Raw genomic sequence first — 23,805 nt, forward strand, 5'->3', positions numbered from 1 at the left:
TCCTTGAGCTTCATGGGTACTCCTTCTGTTATTGTTTGTCTCGCAAACCAATAATATCAGATGGTTACCCTTGAAGCTCGACTTTTATGCAACAAAATCAACTATATTCAGCTTGTCGCATGCACTTTTGCAAGAGGCTCAGGTGAGCATTGTTAAAGGCGTTTCAGCAAGCTACTGAGTTGATTGGCAACGATTTCAGCTCAACAGAAATTGATCCTGATTCCTCAGCTACTTCGGATGCCAGTGACCGCCGGCTTACTGTCGCAGTCGAGGAGACCGATAACCACCCATTCCATCAAGGATACTTTTCATGAAAAGAGCAGTTTCGTTTGGCACGCGTAGAAACTTGATGTTCAGAAAGATGCAGACGGCCCCCGGTGGTGCCGGACCAAGACTAATGGAGCATATGCGGTTTCTACATCGATTCTCTGGACTCGGTGCGTCATCGATCATAATGTTGGTACTCTGTTGGACGGCACTATTCCCGACACCGTCCAGAGCCCTTTCCCCCCAGGAGATCTTCCGCAAGACGGAAGGGAAGGTGCTTGTCCTGGAAGTGCTCGACAATAATGGGAAACAACTCTCGGCCCACACGGCACTGCTCCTCGACGGGGAGAAAGCCGTTACGCAGTGCAACCTGCTGGAAGGTGCTTCAAGCCTGATACTGCGGCAGGGAAACAAGGCATTCCCCACAAAGATGCTCCTGAAAGATGGTGTCCGCAACCTCTGCCTGCTTGAGGCGGCAGATTTCTCGGGAGGGCAGAAGCTGCGGGATTCAGATCCGGCGTCTGGTTCACGGGTCTATGCGATCAGCAATGCTCTCGGCATGGGAATCAGCATCAGCGAGGGAGTAGTTTCGGGCATTCGGGAGGCTGATGGCGATACCGCCATCCAGTTTACCGCACCGATTGCTCCGGGTTCCGAAGGTGGCGGACTATTTGATGAGGACGGCAGGCTGGTGGGTGTTATCTACTACCTGCATCTGGATGGGCAGAATGTGAACTTTGCCCAGCCGGCGCGATGGGTACGGGAGATCAAGCCGCGCGCCGCAGCTACAGATGCCGCCGCATCATGGCGCAGCAAGGCGGATGAACTGGCGAAAGAAGAGAAATGGCCGGAAATGGCGGAAATTGCCGAACACTGGATCGAGGCGCTGCCGGAAAGCCTGGAAGCCCGCTACTACCTTGCCTACGCCCAGAAACAGCTCAAGGATTGGGCCGCCGCGGAAAAGAGTTACCGTGAACTGTTCAGGCGGGACCCAACATCTCCCATGTCCGGAATTGGGTTGGCGGGAGTGCTTTTCGAGCAAAGAAAGCACCAGGAAGCGCTGGAGACGGCCCGGGCTACTCAGACATATCACCGAGAGAACGTGCTTGTCTGGATCCTGATTGCCTATGTGGAAGATGTACTGGGAAATACCGTTGCCGCAAAGAGCGCCATAAATAAGGCCGCACAACTCGAACCGTGGAACCAGCAGGTACTTCAGGGGATGGTGGCCCTGGGGCGGCGGCACAAGGAGTGGGGCATGGCGATAGCGGCGCAGTCCCGCCTGGTCGAGTCAGATCCGGGGAACGTGGCAACGAGGCTCGATCTCGTCGACCTGTTGCTTGCCGGCGGTAGAACCCGGAAGGCGCTTAATACCATAGACAAGGCTCTTGAACTTGAACCCCTCAACGGTGATGCCTGGCTTCTCAAGGGACTTGCCCTTTCCGCATCAGGACGTTTCCGCGAAGCCGTTGAGTCGCTTAAGAAGGGGCTGGGCCTGAAGCCGAAGGGGGCAGTCCTGGGGTGGAAGTGGCTGGGAGATGTCTACGAATCCCTCCGCCTGTATCCCGAGGCGATTGCCGCCTACCGCGAGGCGTTGCTCCTTTCTCCCAATGATGCCTGGGTACGAACGCAGCTTGGTATAGCACTGAAAGACAACCTCCAACTGGAGGAAGCCGTGAAAGTATTTGAAAAACTTCGACAGGAATTCCCGGAGGATCCGCTTCCCTGGCGACAGGTGGGTTACGTGTATGCATATCTGGCCCAGCCGGACAAGGCCATCCCGGCCTACGAAAAGTCCCTGGGCCTCGATGCCAGACAGCCGAAGGTCTGGGCGGCGCTGATGGAAACCTATCATTTGGCCGATCGGATGGATGATGTGAAACGCTCCTACCAGAAGCTCCAAGCCCTTGACCAAACATGGGCCGACTACGCCTACAAGAGGGTTCTCCTCCCCTACGGGGTGACGCCATGAAAGCGCTCGCGCTGTTGATCATCCTGTATTGTGCGGCCCCGGCCTTTGCCGAAGAGGCCGAAAAGGTCTTCGACCAGGTACGCGATTCGGTGGTGACGATTGCTTCGCTGGATGAGCAGGGTCAGGTGGAGGGCGAGGGCAGCGGCGTGGTCATCGGCCCCGGTCAGGTGGTAACCAACTGTCATGTGGTGCAGGATGCCGTCACCCTCCGGGTCCGTTCCGGCGATAAACAGTTTCCGGCAACTGTGCTCTCGGGAAACATTGCGCGGGACTTCTGCCGGTTGGAGGTAAAGGATCTGACGGCCCCCTCTGTAACGATCCGCATCAGCACCGATGTGAAACCGGGTGAGCCGGTCCATATCGTTGGAAACCCCCTCGGCTTCGGACTCGCTGTGGGGAGCGGGCTCGTTTCGGCCATCAAGCGAACCGGCGACGACATCCATATCTATACCAGCGCGCCCACGTCCCCCGGTTCCAGTGGCGGCGGGCTGTTCGATGCCCAGGGACGACTGATCGGCATCACCACGGCACGATATCTGGGCGCCCAGAACTTCAACTTGGCACTGCCTGCGGAGTGGGTCACCGAGCTGATCAAGAACGGTGCGCCCTGGAAGACGCCGCCGATGGTGGAGCCGGACTCGGATTGGCTCGGCAGGGCCGAGTCGCTCCGAGAGGCCGGTGAATGGGCGAAACTCGAAGGGTGGGCGAGGAGCTGGAAAGAGTTTTGGCCTACCTCGGCGTTGGCGGATGAATTACTTGGCTTGGCATTGCTTAAGCGAGACAGGAAGCAGGATGCGATGACAGCATTGTTGTCGGCGTTGCAAAAAGACCCGCAAAATGCTGCTGCGTACGGCTATCGTGCCGAGTTACGGCGCATTATCGGGGACAAGAAGGGAGCTTTGGAGGATATCCGGCGTGCACAGGAGCTGAATCCTTCGAGCGGTTATTTCTACCGGACGTTGGCATACTGGTTGAGGGAGGATAAAGATAGAGAAGGCGCGGTTACCGCTGTGGAGGCTGCTGTTCGCCGGGAACCGTGGGACTGGCTGGCCTGGGAACTGCTGGGGGAGCTGCGCCACGATCAGCAGCAGCACCAGGAAGCGGAGAAGGGATACCGGACCGTTCTGAGGTTGAAGCCCGGCGAACCCACCGCCGCCGCCAATCTGGCCTCGGTCCTGGCATTCCTCGGTAAACCCGATACCGCCCGTCAAACGTTGACGAAAGGGACGCCGGTCGACACCACTCAGGCCGCAAAAACCTGGCTGAACATCGGGGCAATGGAAGGAAAAAACCAGCGCTTTGCGGAGTCGGAAAAGGCCTTCCGCAAGGCGTTGGAGCTGAACCCCGACCTTGCCGTGGCGTGGACGGGACTGGGCATGACTCTCCGGACAACTGGCCGGGCCACGGAGGCGGAAGAGGCGTTTCGGAAAGCGTTGAAACTCGATCAAAGTCAAGCCGGAGCCTGGCTCAACCTGGGGGACATGCTCAACGAACGCGGAGATACAACGGCGGCCAAGGATGCCTACGAGAAGGCGACGATTGCAGACCCTTCCCTTGCCCCTGCCTGGTTTGCCCTTGGGTCACTGTATCGAGAGCAACGTAATGTGGCTGCAACCGCCAAGGCCTTTGCCGAAGCGGCCCGCCTCGATCCAGCCAATGCCGATTCCTGGGCATTTCTGGGTGAGGCGCTGATTCGTTCAGGTCAAGGGGAGAAGGCAAACGATGCTCTCCGGAAGGCCGAGAATCTCAATCCGAAGAACGAGTTCGCATTGCAGGGGCTGGCCCTTTACTATGGCAGCGTGCGCGGGGAACAGGAACGCGCTTTGGAGTATGTGGAGCGGGGACTGGCGATTAATCCGGCTTCGCCGATTTTTTGGAGCAGCAAGGGATATGGGCTGCTGAAACTGAAGCGGTATCCTGAAGCGGTTCAGGCCCTCGAGACAGCCATCCGGCTTCAGCCCGACTTTGCCAATGCCTGGATCAATCTGGGCGAAGCCCACCTGCGCCAGAATCAGATCGGCAAAGCCATAGTTGCACTGGAAAAGGCTCTTCAATTATCGCCAACGGCCGTTGATGCCAGATTCTATGCCGCTCAGTGCTATGCTGGGACCCGGCAATTTGACAAGGCGCAATCCCACATGGATATTCTTATCCGGCAGGCACCGAAAGTGCCCACCACCTGGTCCCTGCAGACGGCCATTTATATGGAGCAGAACAAGAAGCTGGAGGCACTGTCAGCCTACGGGAACCTGAAATCACTGAATCCGGAGATGGCCATAACACTTCGTGGCAAATATCTTTTCCGGGGCAAACAGTATGAGCTGCCGGAATAAACTGAGAAGCAGAAGAGTCGACGGGCATTACACCCGCTCCAGCCCCGCAAACCTCACCAGCAGCTTCTTCGGTCCCACGGAGTTGAACCAGACGATCACCTTCTGGTCGTCCCCCTTTCCCTCGATCTTGCGGATGGTGCCGACGCCGAACTTGCCGTGGCGCACCTTCATGCCGAGCCAGATGCCGCCGTCCTCGGGCTCGTCGGGGATCACCTCCACGTCGTCGAAGTCGGGCTCGATCTCGGTCTCGAAGATGGCGGCCAGGTTGTGGCGCGCCGGTTCGGAACTCTGAATTTCCCGCTCCATCCCCCGGACGGCGCCGAAGCCGAAGGAGGACTGGAACTCGTCCTCCAGGTCCAGGAGGTCCCGGGGGACGTCGCCGATGAAGCGCGACGGCATGTTCACCTGGTCCTGGCCGAAGAGCCGCCGCCGGCGGGCGTTGGAGAGGAAGAGCCGCTCCCGTGCCCGGGTCATCCCCACGTAGCAGAGGCGCCGCTCCTCCTCCATGGCCTCGGGGTCGTCCAGGGAGCGGACGTGGGGGAAGAGCTTCTCCTCCATGCCGATCATGAAGACCACCGGGAATTCGAGCCCCTTGGCCGCGTGGAGGGTCATGAGGGTGGCCGATTCCCGCTTTCCCTCCCCCCGCTCCAGATCCGACACCAGGGCCACCTGCTCCAGGAAGGCGGCCAGGGTCTTCTCGTCGCTGGTCCGCTCGAACTCCTCCATGGCGGAGCAGAGTTCCTGAAGGTTGTCGAGCCGGTCCTGGGCCTCGTCGGTCCGCTCCTCCTTCAGCTTGGCGGCGTAGCCGGTCTCCTCGATGATGCGGGAGGCCAGCTCCGACAGGGGGACAGTCCCGGCGAGGCCGGCAAAGCGCTCCATGAGGGTCATGAAGCCGGCGATCTTCCCCCGGGGGCCGGTGGAGAGAAGCCCCCCCGTCGACGCCTCGCTGAAGGCATCGTAGAGGATGATCCGCTTGCGGAATGCCAGCTCCGCCACCTTGTCCACGGTGGCGTGGCCGATCCCCCGGGCCGGGACGTTGATGATCCGCTTCAGGGACACCTCGTCGGCCGGGTTCACGAGGACCTTCAGGTAGGCGAGGATGTCCTTCACCTCCATCCGCTCGTAGAACCGCATCCCTCCCACCATGTGGTAGGGGATGCCGTCGGCCACCATGGCATCCTCGATGACCCGGGACTGTGCGTTGGTCCGGTAGAAGACCGCCGCGTCCCGTAGGTCTCCCCCCCGCCGCACATGCTTTTCGATCTCGCGGCAGACGAAGCGGGCCTCCTCCCGCTCGTCGGCAAGACGGCGATAGACGATGGCCTCGCCGGCCGGGTTCTCGCTCCAGAGGGTCTTGGCCTTTCGTCCCCGGTTCCGGGCCACCACGGCCCCGGCCGCGGCCAGGATGTTCTGGGTGGAGCGGTAGTTCTGCTCCAGCTTCACGGTGACCACGCCGGGAAAATCCTTCTCGAAGTCGAGGATGTTCCGGATGTCGGCCCCCCGCCAGCGGTAGATGGACTGGTCGTCATCCCCCACCACGCAGAGGTTTCGCCGCTCCCCGGCCAGGAGCCGCACGAGCCGGTACTGGATCGGGTTCGTGTCCTGGTACTCGTCCACGAGGATCCAGCGGTACTTGTCCTGGTAGCGGGCCAGTACCTCCGGGTGCTCCTCGAAGAGGCGGACCGTCAGCATGAGGAGGTCGCCGAAGTCCAAGGCGTTGCACTTCTTCAGCCGCTCCTGGTAGGCGCCATAGACCCGGGCGAGGATCTCGCCGTTGTAATCGCCGGTGGGAATCTCATCAGGGGGGATCCCCCGGTTTTTGCAGTCGTCGATGGCGGCGGCGAAGGAGCGGGGGGGGAAGCGCTTCTCGTCCAGGCCCAGCCCGGCGATCACCTCCTTCAGGAGCTTTTCCGCATCCTTGTCGTCGTAGATGGCGAAGGAGGAATCGTACCCCAGGTGGTGGATCTCCCGCCGCAGGAACCGGGCGCAGGTGGAGTGGAAGGTGGCGATGAGGGGGGCATCCCCCGTCCCCACGAGCCGCTCCACCCGCTCCCGCATCTCGCCGGCGGCCTTGTTGGTGAAGGTGACCGCCAGGATCTGCCATGGCGGCACGCCCCGCTCGCGGATGAGCCAGGCGATCCGCTGGACGATGACCCGGGTCTTTCCCGAGCCGGCGCCGGCAAGGACCAGAAGCGGCCCCTCGCCGTGGAGAACCGCCTCCTTCTGGGGCGGGTTGAGATTTTTCAGAAGATCCATGGGGTTACCTTTTTACGTGTCGGGGACTTGAAGCATCCGTCCATATTTACGGCCCGGGGCAATTTAGTCAAGACTATGTTTGTGGTATAGTTGCCGGGTTGAACATCCATCCAGCCATGGATTCGAGGAGGAGCGACGATGAAACGGACATGCAGCATCCAGACACCCTTGGGCGACATGGCGGCACTGGCAGAGGGGGACGAGCTGTGCGGGCTCTGGTTCGTCGATCAGAAATACGTGCCGGAGGATTCCGGGGAGTGGCGGCACGATCCGAATTATCCGGTTTTCGTGGCGCTGCGTCGGCAGCTGGACGCCTATTTCGCCGGAGAGCTGCGGGAGTTCGACCTGCCGCTGGCGCCACAGGGAACCCCGTTCCAGATGGCGATCTGGGAGCTGCTCCGCGCCATCCCCCCGGGGACGACCACCACCTATGGCGCCCTGTCGAGGCTCGTGGCCCCGCGCCGCGAAGGGCGCATCCCCTCGGCCCAGGCGGTGGGGGGTGCCGTGGGACGGAATCCCATCGACATCATCATTCCCTGCCATCGGGTGATTGGGGCCGACGGCTCCCTCACCGGCTATGCCGGCGGGCTCGAACGGAAGGCGGCCCTCCTGGCCCTGGAGCGGGGCGAGGGACTGCCGCCGGCCTGAAGAGGATTGCGTCCGCCGGGTTCCCCTCCCGCGAAAACTGTGGTAGGGTGCGGCCATGTCGATGGAATCTCCTGAACATAATGGAGGCCCTGCCGCGCCTCCTTCCGCCCCGCCCCCCACGTCCTTCAAGGAGACGGTCCGGGCCATCAAGTGGCGGCTGGGGCTCCTCCTCGTTGCCCTCGTTTCCCTGCCGGTCCTTGTCCTGCCGCGCCGCCTGGCCGTGGGTCTCGGCGCCCTGGGGGGGCGGCTCGCCTTCCTCCTCCTGGGGAGGCTGCGCCGAAAGACCGTGGAACACCTCAGGATCGCGCTTCCCGCCATGTCCTCAATGGAAGGATGGAACCCCGCCGCCGGCACGCCGGAGGAGATCGCCCGCCGCACCTTCGCCAACATGGGTCGGACCGCCGTGGAGGTGATCAAGCTCTATTTTGGCCAGGAACAGGGCCTTGTGGACCGGACTGAACTGCGGGGGCTGGAGCACTACCTGCGGGCCAAGGAGCGGGGGAAAGGGGTCATCTTCATCACGGGTCATTTTGACAACTGGGAGCTGGTGGCCCACGGCTTCGGCACCCACGCCGAGGGGCTGGCGGTGGTGGCGCGCCGCCAGAAGTTCGAGCCCATGACGCGGCTGCTGGAGCGTCTTCGCAACCGGCACGGCAACAGCATCATTTACGCCGACGGGGCGGCCCGGCAGATATTCTTCCGGCTCCGGAAGAACGGGGCCATCGCCCTCCTCATGGACCAGGCGGTCGCTTCCAGCGAGGGGGAGCTGGTGGAGTTCCTGGGGCGAAAGGCCTGGACCACCACCATGCCGGCCCTCATGGCGGCCAAGACCGGCGCTGCCCTGGTCCCCGGCTTCGGCCACCGGGAGGGGGACCGCCACGTGGTGGAGTTCTTTCCCGAGATAGCACCTGATCCCTCCGGCGACCCCGTCGCCACCACCCGGCTCCTGAACCGGGCCATCGAGCAAAACATCGCCCGCTATCCCGACCAGTGGCTCTGGGTCTATGACCGCTGGAAGCGGGTCCCCAAAGAGTAGCAGAGCTAGGCCGGCCGTCTCCCGGCGGCGACCTTCAATTTCTCCATATCGAAAATCACCACCCGGCTCCCCTCCACCTCGATAAGCCCCTCCTCCTTCAGCTTCCGGAACGCCCGGGAAAGGGTCTCGCTCACCGTGCCGAGGCGCGACGCCAGCTCCCCCTTCTTCACATCCAGATCCAGGTAGGTCGTCCCCTGGAAGACCGTTGACTTCCGCTCGGCCAGCTCCACCAGGTGGGCCGCGAGCCGTGCCGGCACCTCGGCGAAGGTGAGCTCCTCGATCTGCCGGGCGAAGCGTCGGAGCATGAGGGAGAGGGAGACGATGAGGTTCAGGGAGAAGCGGGGGTTCCGCTCCAGGAGCCCCATGAACCCTTCCCGGGGGAAGAAAAGCGCCTCCCCCTTCTCCGTGGCCCGGGCCTCGGCCGGGTACTTGCCGTCGCCGAAGAAGGCGGCCTCGGCAAAGGTCTCGCCGGGGTGGACGAAGTGGAGGACCTTCTCCTTTCCGTCGGGGGAGACCTTGCAGAGCTTCATGCTCCCCTGGGCCAGCAGATAGAAGCCGGTGGCCGGTTCCCCTTCAGAGAAGAGGGTTTCCCCCCTGCCGAAGGGGCGCCGCGTGGCGATGGCCGCCACCTCGGCCAGGTGTTCGCTGTCCAGGCCGGAGAAGAGGAGGGATTTTTTCAGGATCTCTTTTGTTTCCACGCAATGTCCTTTCAGTCTCGTCCCCGGGCGTCGAGGGACCTTCTCACCATGAGGCGGAAGAGCTCCTCCAGACCCGACTGGACGGCGGGGGATTCGATGATCCCCAGGGCGCGGGCGATGGCCTCGAAGGTGGCCAGCCCCTGGGGGTGGTTCTCCCGGCGGATTCCCCACTCGGTGGGGGCTCCCTCGGGGAGCCGGACCATCCCGGTGTGGCCGAGGCCCGGCAGCCGCCGCCCCATGCGGGACGCCTGGCGCCAGGTGCCGTCGGGTACCACGAGGGTGACGGGGCGGGGGTCGCTTTCCACAAGCGCCCTCGTCAGGACCGGTACGTCGTCGCCGGGATAGAGGAGGAGGGTCCGCCGCTCCGGGGTTGCCAGGTCGCTCAGGTCCAGGAGTGAATCGCGCTCGCCGTGGATGCGGATCTCGCTGTTGGGGAGGGCTTCCAGGGCCAGGGGGCCGGTGGCCGTGGGCTTCGGGTATTCCCGGTGGTGCATGACGAGGACCACGCGGGTCGCCAGGTCATACCGGGGAATGTCGGGGCAGACGCACCGCTCCGTGTGCATGCGGCAGCGTCCGCACCGCTCGCTTCGTTTCGATCGGGTTCCCATGTTCCCTCAGCGCCCCATGAGCTCTCTCACCCGCCCGGCAACCTTTGCCGGGGTGAAGCCGAACTCTTCCGCCAGGACCTTTTCCGGGGCCGATGCGCCGAAGCTCTCCATGCCGATGAAGAGCCCTCCCGGGCCGAGAAGGCGCCACCAGAGGCCCCCGTGCCCCGCCTCCACCGCCACCCGGGGGACGCGGCCCGGCAGGAGCCGGCGGCGGTACGCCTCGGGCTGGGCCAGGAAGGTTTCGAGGCAGGGGACCGACACGACCCGGGCCGTCACCCCTTCGCCGGCCAGGACCTCCGCCGCCCCCAGGGCGAGGCCCACCTCGGACCCGCTGGCCATGATGACCACGTCCGGCGTCGCTCCCCCCTGCCGCACCACATATCCACCTTTTGCGAAGGTCTTGGCGTCCAGGGGCTCCTCCCGCACGATGGCCGGCACCTTCTGCCGGGTGAGGACGAGGGCCGTGGGGCCGTCGGTGCGGCGCAGGGCCGCGCCCCAGGCCAGGGCCGTCTCGGGGCCGTCGGCGGGCCTGATCACCCGGAGGTTGGGGATGAGCCGCAGTGACGAAAGCTGCTCCACCGGCTGGTGGGTGGGGCCGTCCTCCCCCAGGAAGAGGGAGTCGTGGGTGAAGACGTACACCGCCTGCTGCTTCATGAGGGCCGCGAGCCGGATGGCCGGGCGGCAGTAGTCGGCGAAGACCAGGAAGGTGGCGCCGTAGGGGATGAAGCAGCCGTAGCGGGCCATGCCGTTCATGACGGCCCCCATGGCGTGCTCCCGGACCCCGAAGTGGAGGTTTCGCCCCCCGTAGCTTCCGGGGAGGACCGATGGGGAATCGGCGATGCGGGTGTTGGTGGAGGGCTCCAGGTCGGCTGAGCCCCCGGCCAGGGCCGGCACCGCCGCGGCAGCGGCCTGGATTGCCTTTCCCGACAGGGCGCGGGTGGCGCCGTCGGCCCCGGCAACGGCGGCCAGGAGACGGGCCTCCAGGTCCTTGGGCACGGCCTTCTGCCAGAGGGAATCCCAGAGTCGTGCCTTGTCGGGGGTGCGGCGGCGCCAGCGGCGGAACTCGTCCTGCCAGGCGGCGTGGGCCGCGGCAAGTTCCTCTTGTCTCCGGCCGCAGATCTCCCGCACACGCTCCGGCACGTGGAACAGTTCGTCGGGCCAGCCGAGGTTCTTGCGGGTGGCGGCCGCTTCTTCGGCACCGAGAGGCGCACCGTGGGCGCCGGCCGTGTCGTGTTTCCCCGGCGAGCCGTGGGCGATGTGGGTCCGGGCGATGATGAGGGAGGGGCGGTCCCGCTCGATCCTGGCCCGCCAGAGGGCCTCCCCCACCTGGGCCACATCGTGGCCGTCCACGCTCTGCACGTGCCAGCCAAGGGAGGTGAAGCGTCCGGCCGTATCCTCCGAAAAGGCGAGATCGGTGGACCCCTCGATGGTGATCCGGTTGTCGTCGTAGAGGTAGACCAGGTTGCCGAGCTTCAGGTGTCCGGCCAGAGAGGCCGCCTCCTGGCTTATCCCCTCCATGAGGTCCCCGTCGCTGACGATGGCGTAGACCTGGTGGCCGCACGGGTCGAAGCGTTCGTCGGCGAAGCGGGCCGAGGCCATCCGCGCCGCCAGGGCCATGCCGACCCCCATGGCGAAACCCTGCCCCAGGGGGCCGGTGGTCACCTCCACGCCGGGGGTGTGGCCGTACTCCGGGTGGCCGGGGGTGCGGCTTCCCCACTGGCGGAATTGTTTCAGCTCCTCCAGGGGGAGGTCGAAACCGAACAGGTGGAGGAGGCCGTAGAGAAGCATGGAGCCGTGTCCTGCCGAGAGAATGAAGCGGTCGCGGCCGGGCCACTCCGGGTCAGCAGGGGCGAAGCGGAGGTGGGAGTGCCAGAGAAGGAAGGCGTAGTCGGCGGCCCCCATGGGGAGCCCCGGGTGGCCCGAGTTGGCAGCCTCCACGGCGTCCACAGCAAGCATTCGGAGGGTATCGGCGCCGAGACGGGCGTCGTCGTTGGTAAGAGATGGTGCTGACATGGTGTCCTCCCTGACTCATTTTAGTATAAAGCTTCTCAAAGGGCCCTGTTCGGGTACACTGTTTTCATTGAAGGAGGCCTGACAATGCCCGACAAATACGACCTCGTCATCCTCGGTTCCGGTTCCACCGCCTTTGCCGCGGCCCTGCGGGCCCAGTCCCTCGGGGCGCGGGTCGTCATGGTGGAGAAGAGCGTCCTCGGCGGCACCTGCATCAACTGGGGGTGCGTGCCGAGCAAGACCCTGATCCACGCCGCGCTATTCTATCAGGAGGGGAAGCTGGGGGCAAGGCTCGGTCTCGGCGAGTGCGGCGGCCCCGTGGCGGCGGAGCGCCTCATGGCCCGCCGGGACGAGGTTGTGGGGTATCTGCGCAAAACAAAATACCTGGACATCCTTCAGAACGTGCCAGGGCTCCAGCTGGTGAAGGGGACCGGCCGATTCCTGGGCCCCGACCGGGTGGAGGTGCTGGACCGGTTCTACCGCAGCGAGCGGTTCCTGGTGGCCGTGGGGGGGAATCCCCGGATTCCGCGTATTCCCGGTCTCGAATCGACCCCTTTTCTCACGAGCCGGGGGGCGCTTCTTCTCAAGGCCATCCCTTCCTCCCTCATCATCATCGGCGGCGGGGTGATCGCCGTGGAGTTGGGGCAGATGTTCCGGCGGCTCGGCACCCGGGTGACGATCCTGGAGCACGGACCCCGCATCCTGGCGCCGGTGGAGTCGGAGCCGGCCCTGGCGGTGCGCAACGTCCTGCGGGAGGAGGGGATGGAAATCGTCTGCCGCACAACCATCTGCTCGGTGGCGGGAGACGGGGCAGGGGTGCGGGTGGAGGCCGAGCGGGACGGCGAGCCCGTGAGCTTCGCGGCCGAAAAGCTCCTCCTGGCGGCGGGGACGGCGCCGGCCACCAAGGGGATCGGCCTGGAACTGGCCGGCGTGGCCACCGACCCACGGGGCTTCGTGACGGTGGACGAACGGATGCGGACCACGGCGCCGGGGATCTGGGCCGCCGGCGACTGCACCGGCGGGATGATGATCGCCACCGTGGGGGCCCGGGAGGGGATCGTGGCGGTGGACGACATGCTGAATCCCGGCTGCGGATGCTCCATGGACCACCTGAACGTCCCCATGGCCATCTTCACCGACCCGGAGGTGGGAACCGTGGGGCATACCGAAGAGGGTGCCAAGGCCGCCGGTTTCGACGTGGCTGTAAACGTCATGCCGGTCTCGGCCATCCCCAAGGCCCACGTGACCGGCCACACCGCCGGCGTTATCAAGATGGTTGCCGACCGTGCCACGGGCCGGCTCCTGGGGGTCCATCTCGCCTGCCACCGGGGGGCGGATATCATCAACGAGGCGGCTCTGGCCATCCGCCTGCGGGCCACAGTGGAGGATCTGGCAAACGCGTTGCATGTCTATCCTTCAATGGGAGAGGGCTTACGGCTCTGCGCCCAGGGATTCAGCAGGGATATCAGCCGGTTGTCGTGCTGTGCCGAATAGTTGCTCCGCGCGAATCGCGACGAGGCGGACCATGGAGAGCAGCGCAAAAAGTTCACACCTGGACCCTGAATTGTCACGGCGGCTCCACCGGGCCCTCACCTGCAGCAAGGAGGAGCTCTTCGAGGCCCTCCTGGACCCCTCCACGGAGGTGCTCCGGGCGGCGCTCCGGAACCCTGCCCTGGACGACAACCACCTCCTGGCCCTCCTGGGGCGCCGGGACCTGACCGAGGAGCTCCTCAGAACCGTGGCCGGCCTCGACGCGGTAACGGGAAACCACCGGCTCACGGTGGCCCTGGTCCACAACCCGGGGACACCGGCAACCATCTCCCTACCGCTCCTTCCCCGCCTCTACCTCTTCGAGCTCGTCACCATCACCGAGTTTCCCGGCACGACCCCCGACCAGCGGCTGGCCGCAGAGCGGGCCATCATCCAGCGGCTCCCCACGACTCCCCTCGGCAACCGGATCACCCTGGCCCGCCGGTCCACCGCGCCGGTCCTGGACGCCCTCATGAAGGAGGGGGACGTGCGGGTGGTGGAGGCGTGCCTTGCCAACCCCCGCCTCAAGGAGGCATCGGTTTTTCAGCTCGTCTCCTCCTCCCGGACCCTGGCCGAGGCCATCGCCGCCGTGGCCCGCCACCCGCGCTGGGGGAACCGTCCCAACCTGAAGATTGCCATGCTCCGGAACCCGAGCACCCCCGCGTCCCTCTTCACCACTCTCCTTGCCGCCGCGCCGACCATGGAGCTTCGAAACCTGTCCGCCTCGGGCCGCCTGGGCCAGGAGCGCAAGCGCCTCATCCAGGAAGATCTCCGGCGGCGGGGCTACTGACCCCGGCAAGCCGGGGCCTTCCGTCCATACCCGTTACCTGAGAAAATACTGATGCACCGCGGCGCCGACCAGCCAGACGCCGAAGCTGGCCGTCAGGACCAACGGCAGGGAAAACTGCCGCCTGAAGAGGAAAAAGGCAGCCACGAAGAAGAGGACCGTCGGAATGATCCCCCAGAGGACCCCCCTGGTGTACTCCTCCATGAGCTGGTAGTCCCCCGGCGACTCCGACCAGAGCCAGAGCAGGACCAGCAGGCTCGTAAGGGGCATGGTGGCGATGAGTCCGCCCAGGGTCGGGAAGCGCTTCCCGATTTTTGCGCAGGCGATGATGATGGCGAGGCTGATGAGGGCCTTGATGAAGGTCTGCATGGGGGTTCCTCTCAGCGAAGGATGGATTCGGCCAGGTCGAACAGGGGTCCGGGCCAGATGCCGAGGGCAAGGATGGCGAGGGTCACGGCGCCGAGGCAGACCGCCTCCATCGGGGTGGGAAACGCGCCGGTGCCCGCCTCGTCGGCCGGTTTCAGGTAGAGGTTCACCACCACCCGCAGGTAGTAGTAGGCCGAGGCCGCCGCCGTCAGGATGCCGATGACCGCCAGGGGAACCTCGCCCGCTTTCAGGGCCGCGAAGAAGATGGCGAACTTTCCCACGAAGCCCACCGTGGGGGGAATCCCCGCCAGGGCGAACATGGCCACGGCCAGCACCACTCCCTGGAAGGGGCGCTGGTAGCCGAGCCCCCGCAGTTCATCCACCTGTTCCAGCGGTTTCCCGTCCTCCAGGGAGGCGAGGGCTCCGAAGGCCGCCAGGCCCATGGCCCCGTAGGCCACGGCGTAGAAGGCCGCCGCCTCGTATCCCCTCCCGCCCGAGAGGAGCGCCAGGGCCACGTACCCCATCTGGGCCACGGAGGAGTAGGCGAGCATCCGCTTCACGTTGGGCTGGAGCAGCGCCGCCAGGTTCCCCACGGTCATGGAGAGGAAGGCCAGCCCCCAGAGGGGGGCACGGAGGGGGCCGATGTCCCCCAGGGGAGGGAGGATGAGGAGGAAGAGGGCGATGGCCGCCCCCTTGGAGCCGGAGGCCAGAAAAGCCACCACCGGCGTAGGCCCCCCCTGGTAGACGTCCGGGGTCCAGAGGTGGGCCGGGGCCAGGGAGACCTTGAAGGCGAGCCCCGCCAGAAGGAGTCCCCACCCCGCCAGGGCGATCCCCCCGCCCGCGGCCGAGGCGGCCACGGCCCGCCCGATCTCCAGGGTGCCGGTGGCCCCGTAGAGGAGCGCGATGCCGAAGGCCACGAAGGCTGCCGACACGGCCCCCATGAGGAGATACTTGAGCCCCGCCTCCCCGGACGCCGGCCGGTTGTGGTCGTAGGCCACCAGGATGTAGAAGGCGAAGGTCAGGGCCTCAAGCCCCAGGAAGAGGGTCAGGAAGTTGGCCGCGCTGGCCACCACCCCCATGCCGAAGGTGCCGAAGAGGATCGTTGCCGGGTACTCCTCCCCCTCCAGACCTTGGCGAATTGCGTGGTCGTGGGCGAGCAGCAGCGAGAGGGACGCCGTCACCGCGAAGAGGACCAGGAAGGCCCGTGCAAAGGGGGTGAAGGCCACTCCCAGGGTCGGCGCCATGGGCTGGGGGGGCGTCTGCAGCGCCCAGAGGGCCGCTCCCGCGCAGACCGCTACACCCACGGCGGTTCCGTAGCGTCCCGGCACCAGTGCACCGAGCAGCAGCACGAGGACGCTCCCGCAGGCGAGGATCAGAAGGGGCATGATGGTCCAGAGATCGGCGATGGTCATGGCGCCACCCCCGTCAACAGCGCCACCGGTACCTTCAGGATATCCAGGAGCGGCTTCGGATGGACCCCGATGTATAGATCAATCACCGCCAGCACCGCCAGGATCGCCCCTTCCCGCAGGGTCAGGTCGGGGAGCTGCAGGGGGCGCCGCTCCGTCTGGAACAGCACCTCCTGCAGGAGCCGGACGGTGTAGATGAGCGGCAGGACGATGCCGAGGAAGGCGATGGCCCCGGCCGCCGGCGTGGTCCGGAAGACCCCCACCAGGATCAGGAACTCCCCCACGAAGTTGTTGAGCCCCGGCAGCCCCGCCGATGCCATGGCGAAGAAGAGGAAGAAGAAGGAGAAGACCGGCACCTTCCCCCAGAGCCCCCCGTAGGCCGAAACCTCCCGGGTGCCTGTCCGCTCGTCCAGCATCCCCACCAGGGCGAAGAGGGCTCCGGTGGTGAGGCCGTGGTTCACCATCTGGAGGATGGAGCCCGAGAGGGCCACCGGGCTCCAGGAGGCGATTCCCAGGGCCACGAACCCCATGTGCCCCACGCTGGAGTAGGCCACCATCCGCTTCATGTCTTCCTGGGCGTAGGCGATCCACGAGGCGTAGAGGATGCCGACGATGGCCAGCACGTAGAGAAGCGGCGTGAATCCCTTGGCCGCCTCCGGGAAGAGGGGGTAGCCGAAGCGGACCAGCCCGTAGGCTCCGGTCTTCAGGAGCAGCGCCGCCAGGATCACGCTCCCCGCCGTGGGGGCGTCGGTGTGGGCGTCAGGAAGCCAGGTGTGGACCGGAAAGAGCGGAAACTTGATGGCGAAGGCCAGGAGGAACGCCCCGAAGAGCCACGGCGCCGCGGCGTGGGTAATGGGAGCCTGGGCCAGGAGCGGCAGGGCGAAGGTGTAGACCCCGGTGGCGTCTCCATGGATGAGATAGACCCCGATGATGGCCAGGAGCATCAGGAGGGAACCCACCAGGGTGTAGAGGAAGAACTTCACCGCCGAGTAGATGCGCCGGCCGTGTCCCCAGATGCCGATCAGGAAGAACATGGGGATCAGCATCACCTCCCAGAAGAGGTAGAAGAGGACGAGATCAAGGGAGAGAAAGACCCCCATGATCCCGCTCTCCATGAGGAGGATGAGGAAGTAGTGGAGCGTGGTCCGCTCGGTGATGCCGCGCCACGACACCGCCATGGCCACCACCGAGGTAAAAGCCGTGAGCGCCACCAGCAGCAGGCTGATCCCGTCCATCCCCAGGAGGTAGCGGATGCCGAACCGCTCGATCCAGGCGGTATCCTCCCAGAGGAAATACCCCGCCGGCGCCCCCGGTGCCGTCGGCAGCCCCGACGCTGCGAACAGGAGCCACCCGGCCAGGGCCAGCTCTGCCACGGCAAACCCCAGGGCGATGGGACGGGCCGACTTCGCGCAGTTCCAGACCGGCGCCAGGCAGAGGCACCCTGCCAGGGGGAGGAGGATCAGGATTGTGAGGATCGGGTAGGTGGTCATGGTCTTTGCATGTGTTTATCGTGGTGAGGCGCATCGGCTTCTCTGCTGCCGCCGATTGTTGGCGATTCAGATTTTTCTGCTGTCGTAAGCCCAGTGTAACAGTGCCTGGCGCTGTTTTCTCCTGCAAAGCAGGTGCCCCTCCGGACAATTCTTTCTTAGCTGGGCCATATGCCGTGACATTGCCTTCCATCTTTTGATTTGCCGATGATCATCGGGGCACCTTCTTCCCATATAATACCGGCAGTACCACTGAAACCAGCCTCGAGGGTCATCGGTATGGATCCACCCCATTTCCCGCCAGTAAGACAAGGGCTGAGAGGCGTTAACGCCGAAGTAGTTCAACTCCGGAACATGGCGCACATGACAGAGTTTCGCATGAGTAAACCACTCTTGCGGGAATTCCTTTGTGCAGTCCGTCATATATTTCCCGCCAAAAACACCAAGTTCAAGCATCTCCTTTGGGGTCAATTCGGGATTGAAGTCTGGATGGAAGTTTTCCCCCATAGGTTCCGTCAAAAAATAAACGTAATGAGTCTGCATCATATCGCTGACGCATACGCGTATACTTTCCATAATTAGCTTCCGTAAGGTTGGAATTTATCCCGTTTGACCTCTTTGTTTGTTTCCCCACCTTGTTAGGTCTCGTTTTTTTTCGACAGTCCCCGATGATGTAACGTTCAAATTTCCGGAGTTCCCTGGTCAGGCTTCCCTTCACGCAATTCCGTTCGTGCCTTGCGGGCCAGGGCCTCGTATTGAGCCCTGAATTGATCCAGGGATTCCTCTTCCAGTTCTTCCAAATCCAGAAGCGCGTTGTGTGCGCCCTTTGTTGAGCGGATCAACTCATCAAGCTTTATCTGTATGGCTTCAGTGTCGCGATTTTGGGTGTTCTGGATCAGGAACACCATCAAGAACGTGATTATCGTTGTCGCTGTATTGATTATCAGCTGCCAGGTATCACTGAAGTGAAAGAGAGGGCCTGTCACCAGCCACACGACGATAACACCCACGGCCACGGCGAAACTGAACGGTCGCCCTGTAACACGGGACGCCCATTTGGCGAAGCGCGAAAACCAGGAGTTTTTTTTCTCCATAACAACGCCTCCTCACTATCTGTTCGCCAAGCTACGCTAAACCACCCCAAGCCAGCCAGCCGAGAATCAGCGCCCTCCTTCGGGGAAAAGGCTGACTTTGAGGCCGGTCGTGAGCAAGCGAGGCGATCCGGGCCGGGTTACGGCTTCTGGAAGAACGTGAAACCAGACTTTCCTTGTTGCGCCGCGCTCTTGTTGAGGGTGAAGAAAGCTGCACTGCCGATTATTCTCTCAAGGGTTTGATCGAGGAGATTGATGCCGACCTTTACCCTCACCAACAAGGCCTTCGCCGATTTAAAAGCTATTGGTCGCTATACCTCGGAACAATGGGGACGCGAACAACTGTATTCTCAAACAGGGGACAAGCTAAAGTTCCGGTTGTAGCCTCAATGACCTCACAGCCCGTTCCCCCTTTTCTTACCCTCCTACTGCTCACATTTGGCAGAATCCGGATATGCAGCGATGACATCAATAGTTTGGGCCGGGATGTTCTTCAGGAAGTCCGTTTTCCCGAAAGCATCGCTGATCAATTGGCGGTTCGCCTGCAGCGTGTAGTCATGGAAACTATTGGATATGTCACCGCTTCCCCCATTTATATCGACCATTTTCACCGGGGTTTTACAGGAGAAATCTACTTTCTTCAGATCGATGGATCGAGGCTTTGGATTCGAAGAAGTGTGGAAGAATACCTGCAGGTTCTTGATGTCATACACAATACTCCATTTTGTCTTGTCTCCCTGAGTAACCTGTTTCAAGAGGCCAAATGCATGATCAACCGGGGCTTTTACTGCTTTAGCATCAAAGGAGCTTGTCGCATCAGCTGCCCGGATGAACCGTTCTACGGACATCCATGTATCCACTGTCGGAACTTTTTTGGCCTTCCAGTGGGAGAGTGAGTCGGCATAGAGGGTATTTGAAAGCGTCCTGACAGGCATGGAGTCGCCAGTGTAGACAACACGTTTCCCGCCAATGAACTCGATAACGGCGCTGGCTCCGGTGCGATCGCTCACCAGCAGGTGCGTCATGGGACCTTTGCCGGTTGCCGTAACCCTGATGACGGAATCGCTTTCGACCACCTCTTTGACGGTGCTGAAAGAATCGAGGAGATATTGCCGGAACTGAGCTTTCCCCACATAGGGCCGGGAATCCGTTGCCGGGTATTCACCCGCCGGGACGGCCATGATTTCGACGACCAGACCCGCCTCGTTTATTCCTCCCTGAGGGAATTCTCGGCCGTACTGGTTAAAGGTGATGCTCCCGTACTTCGACTTCCACTTTGCGGGCTGGCCAGTCTCATCCTTTGCCTTCATCGCTATCTTCGTAAGTCCGCGCTTGTTTACGATCACGGCACCATCTCCGACCGACCAGTCATAGTTTCTCCCGTAAATATTGACGTCGCCGCTGGTCAGATTGAAAGTAGTGCATGCCGACGCAGTATCGATAGAAACTAATGCCGTTATCACCGTGATAATAATACCGAACCTTGTTCTCATAATTACCCCCTATTGATTTGATTGATTCATCGCCCAACGGGCCGGGAGATCACCTGACGGTCTTTCGGTCAGGTGCATCTACCTCGTTAGGTGTGGTGATCATTTAACCTGGATGTTGACTGAAGGTTTACGCGCCAGAAAAAACGCGATAACTATTCCTTCAACCAAGGAACCCAGTATCAAAATAGTGAGTTCGAGAACATTCAGAATGAGTGGCTCACCAAGTAACGTGTTGTATATAAACCATTCCTGAAATAACCAATACATCAACCAAATCGTCAGCCCCCAGAACAGTCCTTTTTTCAACCACGTTTTTCCGGGTAACGAGGGCATGAGAACGCTGAAGAGCCAAGCATGGATGATGCTTAAGATGACAAGGCCTGCTACGGAGACTGGAATGTTTCGTTTCGGGGTGATCGCTATAAAGAGTTGGCTTTGTAATTCGGGGTTGTAAAGAATCGTCTGGATCGGCGGACTCGAAAATAATGCCCCCAACACCCCGTTACCAATAAAGCCGCCAACGAGACCCGCGACCACAATTTTCAGGGGGTTGTTCATTGTCATGTATCCTTCCTTTTTCTGGTTTGTAATTGGCTCACGAACTCTACAGATATCTTGAAGATGCTCCCGCGATGTACGCGAACTGTTCGTCACTGTCGGGGAGGCAAAGGGGCTCCTCGTTCCGGTTTTTCTTTCTTCGCTTCTTCACGCCAAGCTCCTTGATCCTACCCCTGCCCCCGCCCGGCATCACCACCAAACGACTGCCCTCCGCCAAGGGATTTCACCGCCGCCGACCCCTCTACCGCCTTGACCGCGATCTGCTGGACCTGGCCGTAGGCCTTTTCCAGCTGGGCATTCATCTTCGTGAGCTGCTCGGTCTGCTCCTTGACCTTCCCCTCCAGGGCGGCGATCCGCGCCAGGAAGACGTTCCTCTCTCCTTCGTACTCCTTCTTGAGGAGTTCCAGGCGGGTGTCGGCCTCGAGGCGAATCTTCTCCACGGCGGCCGTGACCTCGCGAGTCACGGTGGTCTCCAGTTCCTGGGGGAAGACCGCGGCTTTCTCCCGGAGTTCCTTCAACTCGACTTCGCTTCTGGCGATGGCCTGCTCCCGCTCGGCGGACTCCTTCTCGGCCTGTTCCCGCTTGTTCTGGATGTCGCGCTCCAGCTTTGCCCGCTCGTCCTCGAACCGCTCCCGGGCCAGCTGCTGCTCGCGGCCAAAGGCATAGCGGTATTCGGCTTCCTCCTGCTCCCGCCGCTTGGCCTCGGCCGCGTCGCGGGCCTTGGTCTCCTCGGCGTGGCGCTTCCGTTCGACGTCCCATTCAGCCCGGGTCGTTTCGATCTCGCCCAGAAGGTTTTCCTTCCGCTCGGCCATCTCCTGCTCGAACTCCTCTTTCTTGGTGGCCTGAAGCTCCAGCAGCGCCGTGAGGGTGGAGGCCGACTTCTGGATCTCGTAGATCTCCTGAAGTTCCGCTTCCTTTGCCTCCACGGCTCCCTTGACCGCCTGGTACTTCTTCACCTCGTCCTCAAGGCGTTCGGAGAGTCCGGAGAGGAGGCGCCCCATCTCGGCCTTCAGGGTGGCCACTTCCCTGGTAATCCCTTCCGTGGAGAGGGCGTCGGCGGTCTCGATGGTCTTTTTCACAGCCTTCTCCTCGATTATCGCCTCCGGCTTCATCTCGGCGGCCCGCTGTTCCTCCAGCTGCCGCGCCAACTCGGTGTAGGCCTCCAGCATCTCCTGCTTGGTGCTGGTTGCAGAGATCTTCCGTGCCGCTGTTTTCTTTTCTGCCATGGTCTTTCCCCTCCGATTCATCATGTTGTCAACCAATGGGTTTGGACAAAGGGTATTCCTACACTAACCACCCCCACGCCAGCCACCCCAGGATCAGCGCCAGTCCCGCCGCGAAGCTGAGGAGATAGACCGATACCCGCCCGCAGCTCCAGCGCCCGAGCCCCTGGCCGGTCTTGCCCAGTCCATCGGCCAGGCGGTCGAGGGAGTCGTCGATGACCCCTTCGTCCACCCGGCGCCAGAGGAAGCCGGCCATGGCCTCGTAGGGGCGGATGAAGAGGACCCGGTAGAGATGGTCCGCATACCAGCCGTTCAGGAGGAAGGCGGCGATCCCCGTGGGCTCCGTGGCGGCTGCCTCGATCCGGGCCGCGCGCCGCAGGCCCCCGTAGCGGCGGTGGGCTGCGGCGAGGCCGGTGATGGCCACAAGCGACGCAAGCCCCTCCACGGCCATCTCCTCCCCGTGGGAGAGGTGGGCTGCCCCTTCGGTGAGGGCCGTGGCCAGGAAGCGCCCGAGCCAGCCGTCGGCCAGGAACGCGGGGAGGTGGATGAAGCCGCCGAGGAGCCCCAAAATCGCCAGGGGGAGGAGCATTATTTCCATGATCCGGGGGTTGTGGTGGACTTCCTTCACCCCCTCGCCCCCGAAAACGAGGTAGACCAGCCGGAAGGTGTAGAAGGAGGTGAGGAGCGCCGCCAGGAGCCCGAGGCCGAAGAGCCCGCCGTAGAGGAGCCCTCCCTTGGCCCAGACCGCGGCCAGGATGGCGTCCTTGCTGAAGAAACCGCCGGTGGGGGGAAGCCCCGCCAGGCAGGCGGCCCCGGCCAGGAAGGCCCAGAAGGTGACGGGCATCCGCGTGCGCAGCCCACCCATTTTGAAGATGTCCTGCTCGTGGTGGAGGGCGGAGATGACGCAGCCTGCCCCCAGGAAGAGGAGCGCCTTGAAGAAGGCATGCTCCAGCAGGTGGAAGGTGGCGGCGGTGACGGCGCCGGCCCCGACCCCGAGCATCATGTAGCCGATCTGGCTGATGGTGGAGTAGGCCAGCACCCGCTTGAAGTCCCGCTGGACCAGGGCGCACGATGCGCCGTAGAAGGCGGTGACGGCCCCGGTTATGGCCACGGCGGCCATGACCACGGGGGCCGCGCTGAAGAGGGGCGACATCCGCGCCATGAGGTAGACCCCGGCGGTGACCATGGTGGCGGCGTGGATCAGGGCCGAGACCGGCGTGGGGCCGGCCATGGCGTCGGGGAGCCAGACCATGAGGGGAACCTGGGCCGATTTCCCCATGGCCCCGGCCAGGAAGAGGAGCCCCAGGGCGGTGATGACACCCACGGGCATCAGGAATCCCATCTGGTTGATCTGGGTGATTGATGCGGTCTGGAAGAGCTGGAAGCACCAGACGATGCCGATGCCGAAGGCGGTGTCGCCGATGCGGGTGGTGATGAACGCCTTGCGGCCGGCGGTGGCGTTTTTCGGGTCGGTGTACCAGAAGCCGATGAGGGCGTAGGAGCAGAAGCCGACCCCCTCCCACCCCAGGTAGAGGAGCGGCAGGTTTTCCGCCAGTATCAGGACCAGCATGGCGAAGACGAAGAGGTTCAGGAGGGCGAAGAACCGGGCGTGGCTCCCCTCGCCGGCCATGTACCCCACGGCGTAGAGATGAATCAGGCCGCAGACGAAGGTGATCATGAGCGTCATCACCAGCGAGAGGGGGTCCAGATAGAGGGCGATGGGTGCCGTGAAATCGAAGTCCGCCAGCCAGGTGGTGAGCTCCACCTTGACTGGCGTCTGGTATGCCGCGAAGGCAAGTGCCGTGCAGGCGAACGCCCCCCAGACCGCGGCGCAGGCCAGGGCTTCGCTCAGGCGGCGCGGGAGCCTCCGACCTACAAGGGCGTTGATGGCGCCGCCCAGGAGGGGGAGCAGGAGTATAAGGGCAAGGTAGAGTTTCATAAAAAAGCCGATAACCACAAAAAGCACAGAGGATCACGGAGGAAGACCCAAACCGGTTTTTTCCGATAAAAAGTCTTTCCCCCGTGTCCTCCGT

General features: G+C 63.2%; 19 protein-coding genes and 1 pseudogene. 7 read left to right on the forward strand and 13 right to left on the reverse strand.

Features of this window, described 5'->3' with window-relative positions; genetic code table 11:
* Positions 1–454: 454 nt before the first annotated feature.
* Complete coding sequence (locus tag RCH91_RS08665) at positions 455–2,239, forward strand: serine protease (RefSeq protein ID WP_306534235.1); 1,785 nt, start codon at positions 455–457, stop codon at positions 2,237–2,239.
* Entirely contained in the window at positions 2,236–4,572 is a 2,337-nt protein-coding gene (locus RCH91_RS08670) for a serine protease (RefSeq protein WP_306534236.1), read from the forward strand. The genes RCH91_RS08665 and RCH91_RS08670 overlap by 4 nt, the downstream gene beginning before the upstream one ends.
* Positions 4,573–4,599: 27 nt before the next feature.
* Here the strand turns inward: RCH91_RS08670 and RCH91_RS08675 are convergent, their stop codons facing one another.
* On the reverse strand, positions 4,600–6,828 hold the full coding sequence (locus RCH91_RS08675) for an ATP-dependent helicase (protein ID WP_306534237.1): 2,229 nt from the start codon (positions 6,826–6,828) through the stop codon (positions 4,600–4,602).
* A 138-nt stretch (positions 6,829–6,966) separates the two neighbouring features.
* Here RCH91_RS08675 and RCH91_RS08680 point away from each other — a divergent pair, with 138 nt between their 5' ends.
* Complete coding sequence (locus tag RCH91_RS08680) at positions 6,967–7,476, forward strand: methylated-DNA--[protein]-cysteine S-methyltransferase (RefSeq protein ID WP_306534238.1); 510 nt, start codon at positions 6,967–6,969, stop codon at positions 7,474–7,476.
* A gap of 55 nt (positions 7,477–7,531) precedes the next feature.
* A complete protein-coding gene (locus RCH91_RS08685) occupies positions 7,532–8,512 on the forward strand; it encodes a lysophospholipid acyltransferase family protein (protein ID WP_306534239.1) in 981 nt (326 codons plus the stop codon).
* Positions 8,513–8,517: 5 nt separating this feature from the next.
* Here RCH91_RS08685 and RCH91_RS08690 read toward each other — a convergent pair whose 3' ends face one another.
* Genes RCH91_RS08690 through tkt form a run of 3 tightly spaced genes read right to left on the reverse strand, consistent with a single transcriptional unit; the run spans position 8,518 to position 11,831 of the window.
* Positions 8,518–9,210, reverse strand: coding sequence for a Crp/Fnr family transcriptional regulator (locus RCH91_RS08690; RefSeq protein WP_306534240.1), 693 nt, complete (start codon positions 9,208–9,210; stop codon positions 8,518–8,520).
* Positions 9,211–9,221: 11 nt separating this feature from the next.
* Positions 9,222–9,818 carry a tRNA-uridine aminocarboxypropyltransferase gene (locus RCH91_RS08695; RefSeq protein ID WP_306534241.1) on the reverse strand — a complete coding sequence of 199 codons (597 nt, stop codon included), beginning with the start codon at positions 9,816–9,818 and terminating at the stop codon, positions 9,222–9,224.
* A 6-nt stretch (positions 9,819–9,824) separates the two neighbouring features.
* Positions 9,825–11,831 (reverse strand): transketolase, encoded by a 2,007-nt coding sequence (gene tkt / locus RCH91_RS08700; protein WP_306534242.1) that lies wholly within the window; start codon positions 11,829–11,831, stop codon positions 9,825–9,827.
* 84 nt (positions 11,832–11,915) lie between these two features.
* Here tkt and merA point away from each other — a divergent pair, with 84 nt between their 5' ends.
* Together merA and RCH91_RS08710 are read left to right on the forward strand one after the other, a co-directional pair.
* Complete coding sequence (gene merA / locus RCH91_RS08705; protein WP_306534243.1) at positions 11,916–13,322, forward strand: mercury(II) reductase; 1,407 nt, start codon at positions 11,916–11,918, stop codon at positions 13,320–13,322.
* 31 nt (positions 13,323–13,353) lie between these two features.
* On the forward strand, positions 13,354–14,148 hold the full coding sequence (locus RCH91_RS08710) for a hypothetical protein (protein WP_306534244.1): 795 nt from the start codon (positions 13,354–13,356) through the stop codon (positions 14,146–14,148).
* Between the two features lie 33 nt (positions 14,149–14,181).
* On the opposite strand, the gene RCH91_RS08715 is transcribed toward RCH91_RS08710, so the two are convergent.
* The 5 genes from RCH91_RS08715 to RCH91_RS08735 all read right to left on the reverse strand — a co-directional run bounded on the left by RCH91_RS08715 (position 14,182) and on the right by RCH91_RS08735 (position 18,501).
* Positions 14,182–14,514 (reverse strand): DUF3147 family protein, encoded by a 333-nt coding sequence (locus RCH91_RS08715; RefSeq protein WP_306534245.1) that lies wholly within the window; start codon positions 14,512–14,514, stop codon positions 14,182–14,184.
* Between the two features lie 11 nt (positions 14,515–14,525).
* Positions 14,526–15,923 (reverse strand): NADH-quinone oxidoreductase subunit N, encoded by a 1,398-nt coding sequence (locus RCH91_RS08720; protein ID WP_306534246.1) that lies wholly within the window; start codon positions 15,921–15,923, stop codon positions 14,526–14,528.
* A complete protein-coding gene (locus RCH91_RS08725; protein WP_306534247.1) occupies positions 15,920–17,410 on the reverse strand; it encodes a NuoM family protein in 1,491 nt (496 codons plus the stop codon). Before RCH91_RS08725 ends, RCH91_RS08720 begins: the two co-directional genes overlap by 4 nt.
* Before the next feature lie 66 nt (positions 17,411–17,476).
* Positions 17,477–17,983, reverse strand: a complete 507-nt coding sequence (locus tag RCH91_RS08730; RefSeq protein WP_306534248.1) for a hypothetical protein — start codon at positions 17,981–17,983, stop codon at positions 17,477–17,479.
* A 104-nt stretch (positions 17,984–18,087) separates the two neighbouring features.
* On the reverse strand, positions 18,088–18,501 hold the full coding sequence (locus RCH91_RS08735) for a low affinity iron permease family protein (protein ID WP_306534249.1): 414 nt from the start codon (positions 18,499–18,501) through the stop codon (positions 18,088–18,090).
* A 113-nt stretch (positions 18,502–18,614) separates the two neighbouring features.
* Here RCH91_RS08735 and RCH91_RS21435 point away from each other — a divergent pair.
* Positions 18,615–18,758 (forward strand): annotated as a pseudogene (locus RCH91_RS21435) (type II toxin-antitoxin system ParD family antitoxin); the annotation flags it as partial.
* Between the two features lie 165 nt (positions 18,759–18,923).
* Here RCH91_RS21435 and RCH91_RS08740 read toward each other — a convergent pair.
* From RCH91_RS08740 to nuoL, 4 genes are all read right to left on the reverse strand, one after another.
* On the reverse strand, positions 18,924–19,991 hold the full coding sequence (locus tag RCH91_RS08740; RefSeq protein WP_306534250.1) for a linear amide C-N hydrolase: 1,068 nt from the start codon (positions 19,989–19,991) through the stop codon (positions 18,924–18,926).
* 99 nt (positions 19,992–20,090) lie between these two features.
* Positions 20,091–20,555 (reverse strand): hypothetical protein, encoded by a 465-nt coding sequence (locus RCH91_RS08745; protein WP_306534251.1) that lies wholly within the window; start codon positions 20,553–20,555, stop codon positions 20,091–20,093.
* Between the two features lie 161 nt (positions 20,556–20,716).
* On the reverse strand, positions 20,717–21,775 hold the full coding sequence (locus RCH91_RS08750; protein ID WP_306534252.1) for a hypothetical protein: 1,059 nt from the start codon (positions 21,773–21,775) through the stop codon (positions 20,717–20,719).
* A gap of 58 nt (positions 21,776–21,833) precedes the next feature.
* Positions 21,834–23,711 (reverse strand): NADH-quinone oxidoreductase subunit L, encoded by a 1,878-nt coding sequence (gene nuoL / locus RCH91_RS08755; RefSeq protein WP_306534253.1) that lies wholly within the window; start codon positions 23,709–23,711, stop codon positions 21,834–21,836.
* Between the last annotated feature and the right edge of the window lie 94 nt (positions 23,712–23,805).

This window comes from Geobacter sp., assembly GCF_030834625.1.
Lineage (GTDB): Bacteria > Desulfobacterota > Desulfuromonadia > Geobacterales > Geobacteraceae > Geobacter.